1 protein-coding gene and 1 pseudogene are annotated in these 4,552 nt (G+C 34.3%); one reads left to right on the forward strand and one right to left on the reverse strand.

Going from position 1 to position 4,552, the window contains the following annotated elements:
* Positions 1-768: 768 nt before the first annotated feature.
* The gene (locus tag DWZ47_RS29925; protein WP_004307639.1) at positions 769-2,115 is read right to left on the reverse strand and encodes a site-specific integrase; all 1,347 of its coding nucleotides are present in this window, start codon (positions 2,113-2,115) and stop codon (positions 769-771) included.
* Positions 2,116-2,586: 471 nt separating this feature from the next.
* Between DWZ47_RS29925 and DWZ47_RS29930 the strand changes: the two are divergent.
* Positions 2,587-4,552: pseudogene (locus DWZ47_RS29930) on the forward strand (glutaminase domain-containing protein); the annotation flags it as partial.

Consider the following 4,552-nt stretch of genomic DNA (forward strand, 5'->3'; position numbering starts at 1 on the left):
CCCAATGTCCGGCGAAGTCATCTGTGCAAAGTTGGTTTTCCGGGTCCTGTCCAGACTAAACTGCCATTTATCAATTATTTGAAATACAGATGATTATCTTTGCTCTGTATTGTCTTTGTGTTGTTATGGCTATTAAATAAAGTACAAAATTCTAACTTATGAGCAGACTTTTAATAAATAAAAAGTTAATGGATAAATGTAGTGGTAGTCTAAGATGAGAAATGGACTAATCTGAAAAAATGAATATTTTTCCTCTCTCTCTTTTCATTTATCCATGTAATTTCTTTTATGACATAAAAACTAGCAACATTTTAAGATATTAAAAATCAAATAGATTGAATAATTACTCTTGTTGAATGAATTCGACGTAAATAAAACTTTCTGGAATGATTTATCTATCTTTTTATGCTATTTTGCAGAGAAATGTTATTGTGTGATAGCTTAAGGTAATAAGGAAAGTAGATGTTAGAACCCCATTCAGGAGTCCATAGTGTGGTTTATTTTAAACCAATAAGTAGTTTCTTTTAAAGGTAGGAAATGTTCCTTTTAAACCAACGACTTGTTTCATTATATCAAAACTTGTTTTCGATAGTAGGAAAAAATACATGTTTATAAAGAATTATGCTATATATATTCAATAAAAGGAATATATATAATGTAAATGTGACTTTCTTTTTTCTATTTAGCAATTCAATAGAATCTTAATTCTTCTGCATATATGAAAAATAGAACATGATTTGAAATAACTAAGATGAAATATTTCAATCTTTACCTGGCAAGTTTAGCTCGAAGTTCTTTTAGTCTTTTTGCAGCCTGTAGATTATCAACCTTTATATATCTCATGAATGCAGATGGACTCTTATGCCCGGATATGCGCATAAGTTCTCCGGCAGGAAAGCCGGATAAATACATATTTGTGCAAAACGATCGTCGGCAAGTATGAGAAGAGATCATCTCCCATTTTTCATAGACTCTCTTTTCCCGTTCTTTCCCTTTCTTGCGAACGACTTCGATCTTCTGTTTTAGTTTTGCTCTTCGCCCTAATTCTTTAACCCTTTCGTTGAATATATATCTAGGAATTTTAGGTAAATCATAGTTGTACTTCTTGAGTATTTCCGGTACATAATCGATCATAGGGATTATGACAGCTTTATGCACTTTTCTCTGTTTGAGATTTATAATCTCATTATCTAAGTCAATATGTTCGGGACTTAATGTTGAGAGATCACTATATCGTAGTCCTGTAAAACACCCAGTAATAAAAACATCTCTAATCTCTTCCAATTGCTTATCATCTGACAAGTCTAACTCGTGTATTGTTGAAAGTTCCTTTTCACTTAAATAAATAGCATCAGTTTCTTCTTCTACGACCTTAAAATGCTTCAAGTCAATTGGAGGAATAACTCCTTTATCTATTTGATAATTAACAAATCCCTTTAACAAACGTATAATTTTTCCTGCAGAATTAGTGAGCAAGCCAACACTCCCATCGGGCTTTATAACCTTATAAAATAAATAGTCCATGAATTCATTGTAAAATATAAGATTCAGGTTATGAAAAGTAATTGGCTGCGATGAATGTTCTTTGAAAGCGATCAGATGTTTACGAAGTGTTCGGTAGTCTTTTATTTGGTCTGCAGAAACAACAAGAGCTTTTTCTGTAATATATCTTTCTAATGCGTCAAATATATCTACCCGATTAGGACGTAATTCATATTCTCTATTTTTTTTTAATTCAAGTAAAACAAAATCTACGGTTGGACTTATTCCGTTTATCTTAGCATATGTAAGAATTTCTCCAAGCTTGGACGTTATTCTAATCAGGCAGGCATCAATTTCATCATAGTTTGGACAAGCGCGCTTAATCCATCTCTTTTTAGAATCCCAGTGTTCCGGTTTAATACTGTATCCAGTAGAGATGAGCGTACGCTTAGTTCGATTGTAGTTATATCGAACATAGAGGACAGTAGTCCCCTCTCGAGTGACGTACTTTGGTTTAATATATGGAGTATATTTTGCGATAGTAAATCTGTATTGCTTTCGTATTGCAAAATTACAAAAGCTATTCGATATGAGCAATATCTCATCGTTAAAAGCTAGAACCTCCAAAAACATTGTACTATCTTAATAAAAGTGGATAAATATTGCTCAAAAAGGAAAAAAACTACTCAAAGCACACTCTAAGAGACTTATTTTGCACTTTAAAAACACTCAAAATATGAAAAAAGAATAGATTTTGTCCTTTCTTGAACACAGATTTTCCTAATATTTAGCATTAATTCCATTATTTTGTAGCGTTACAAATAAAATGCTATGGAAAAACAAATGGATTTGTATGAATCCTGGGTCCTACCTGAAACACACAATTCTATATAAACTTTTCCTCTAGCATTTATAAATATTCGACAGTACTGATTTTAATATATTATTTAGGTATAGCGATAAGAAAGGTAAGATTGCATTTAAAAGGTAATAGTAAGAAGGTAAAAAGAGAAATAAAAGAAAACGTAGGGTTTGTTTTTCTTTATAGGTAAACAAGATTGTAGATGGGTAACCTTAAAATTGTAGATTAATTAGAAAATATTTATGAAGAAACTACTAACAGTAATGGCCTTTTCGGTCGGTTTATTCGCAAATGCTCAAACCGGCAACTTATTTAAACCAGTAAAAGAGGTAGCGCTACGTACTCCATCGGTACCTATCGTTGTTTCAGATCCTCACTTCTCTATCTAGTCTCCTTATGATAAATTAATGGAAGGAAGTACAGAACACTGGACTACAGCTAAGAAGCCATTAGTAGGGGCTTTACGCGTAGATGGTAAAGTGTATCGTTTCCTGGGTAAAGATCAAGTAGCTCTAATACCTATTGCTCCCATGACAAATGTGGAACGTTGGGAGGCTGCATATACTAATAGTCAACCAGCAAATGGATGGCAAGAATTCCAGTTTGATGATAGTAGTTGGAAAAAAGGTAAAGCAGCTTTCGGTAGCCGTGATATGCCACGTGTTCGCACAGAATGGAAAGGAGATAATACAGATATTTATATCCGACGTACATTTGAAATAAATGATTTGGATTTAACAGAGAATATTTTTCTTATTTATTCTCATGACGATGTATTCGAATTATATTTAAATGGAGAAAAACTGGTTGCTACAGATCTCGTATGGAAGAATAATGTAAATCTAAAACTTTCAGACGAAGCCAAGAAGAAGCTTCGTAATGGTAAAAATGTGATTGCAGCACATTGTCATAACACGACAGGAGGATCTTATGTGGATTTTGGTTTATATCGTGAAAAGAAAAATGCAGTAACATTTGAAAATGAGGCTGTACAGAAATCGGTAGATGTACTAGCCACTTCCAGTTACTATACATTCACTTGCGGACCAGTCGAATTAGATGTCGTATTTACAGCACCTCAATTGATAGATGACTTGGATTTGTTGTCAACTCCGATTAACTACATCTCCTATCGTGTGCGTCCTCTTGATAAAAAAGAGCATGATGTACAATTCTATATAGAAACGACTCCGGTATTAGCAGTGAATGAGACTACTCAACCTACTATTGCACGTACATTATCGAAAAATGGTATTAGTTATGTAGAAGCTGGCACCATCAACCAGCCGATATGTGATCGTAAAGGTGATTTGATTTGTGCTGACTGGGGATATGTATATCTTGGTAGTGTAAATGGAGCAGGAAAATCTATAAGTTTGGGTGACTATAGCGGAATGAAGGAAGCTTTTGTTAAAAATGGAACTTTAGCTTCAAGTAAAAGCAAATGGATTACTCGTCGGGAAGAAAATACTCCTGCAATGGCTTATGTACATAATTTTGGAACTGTTACCAAAGATGGTAAAGATGGTTTCTTGATGATCGGTTATGATGACATTTATTCCATTGAATATATGTATGAGAAACGTATGGGATATTGGAAGCATGATGGTAAAGTAACGATTTTTGATGCTTTCGAAAAACTAAGAGATAACTATCAATCCATCATGGAGCGTTGTCGTGCACTTGATGAGCTTATTTATAGCGATGCAGAAAAAGCTGGTGGTAAAAAATATGCAGAAATCTGTTCTGCAGCCTATCGTCAAGTTATTTCTGCTCACAAACTATTTACAGACAAAGAAGGCAATCTGATGTGGTTCTCTAAAGAGAATAACAGTAATGGTTGTATCAATACAGTCGACCTGACCTATCCGTCTGCTCCCCTGTTTTTGGTCTATAATCCTGATTTACAAAAGGCAATGATGACTAGTATCTTTGAATATAGTGCTAGCGGTCGCTGGGATAAACCTTTCGCAGCACATGACCTTGGCACTTATCCAATAGCTAATGGACAAGTTTATGGTGGTGACATGCCGATTGAAGAAAGTGGTAATATGGTGATTCTAACTGCAGCTATTTCGAAAATTGAAGGTAATGCAGATTATGCTAAGAAATATTGGGACATTCTAACGACATGGACTAATTATTTAGTAGAGTATGGACAGGACCCGGAAAACCAACTTTGCACAGATGACTTCGCCGGACATTGGG

Source organism: Bacteroides sp. AF32-8BH (genome assembly GCF_003435205.1).
Lineage (GTDB): Bacteria > Bacteroidota > Bacteroidia > Bacteroidales > Bacteroidaceae > Bacteroides > Bacteroides ovatus.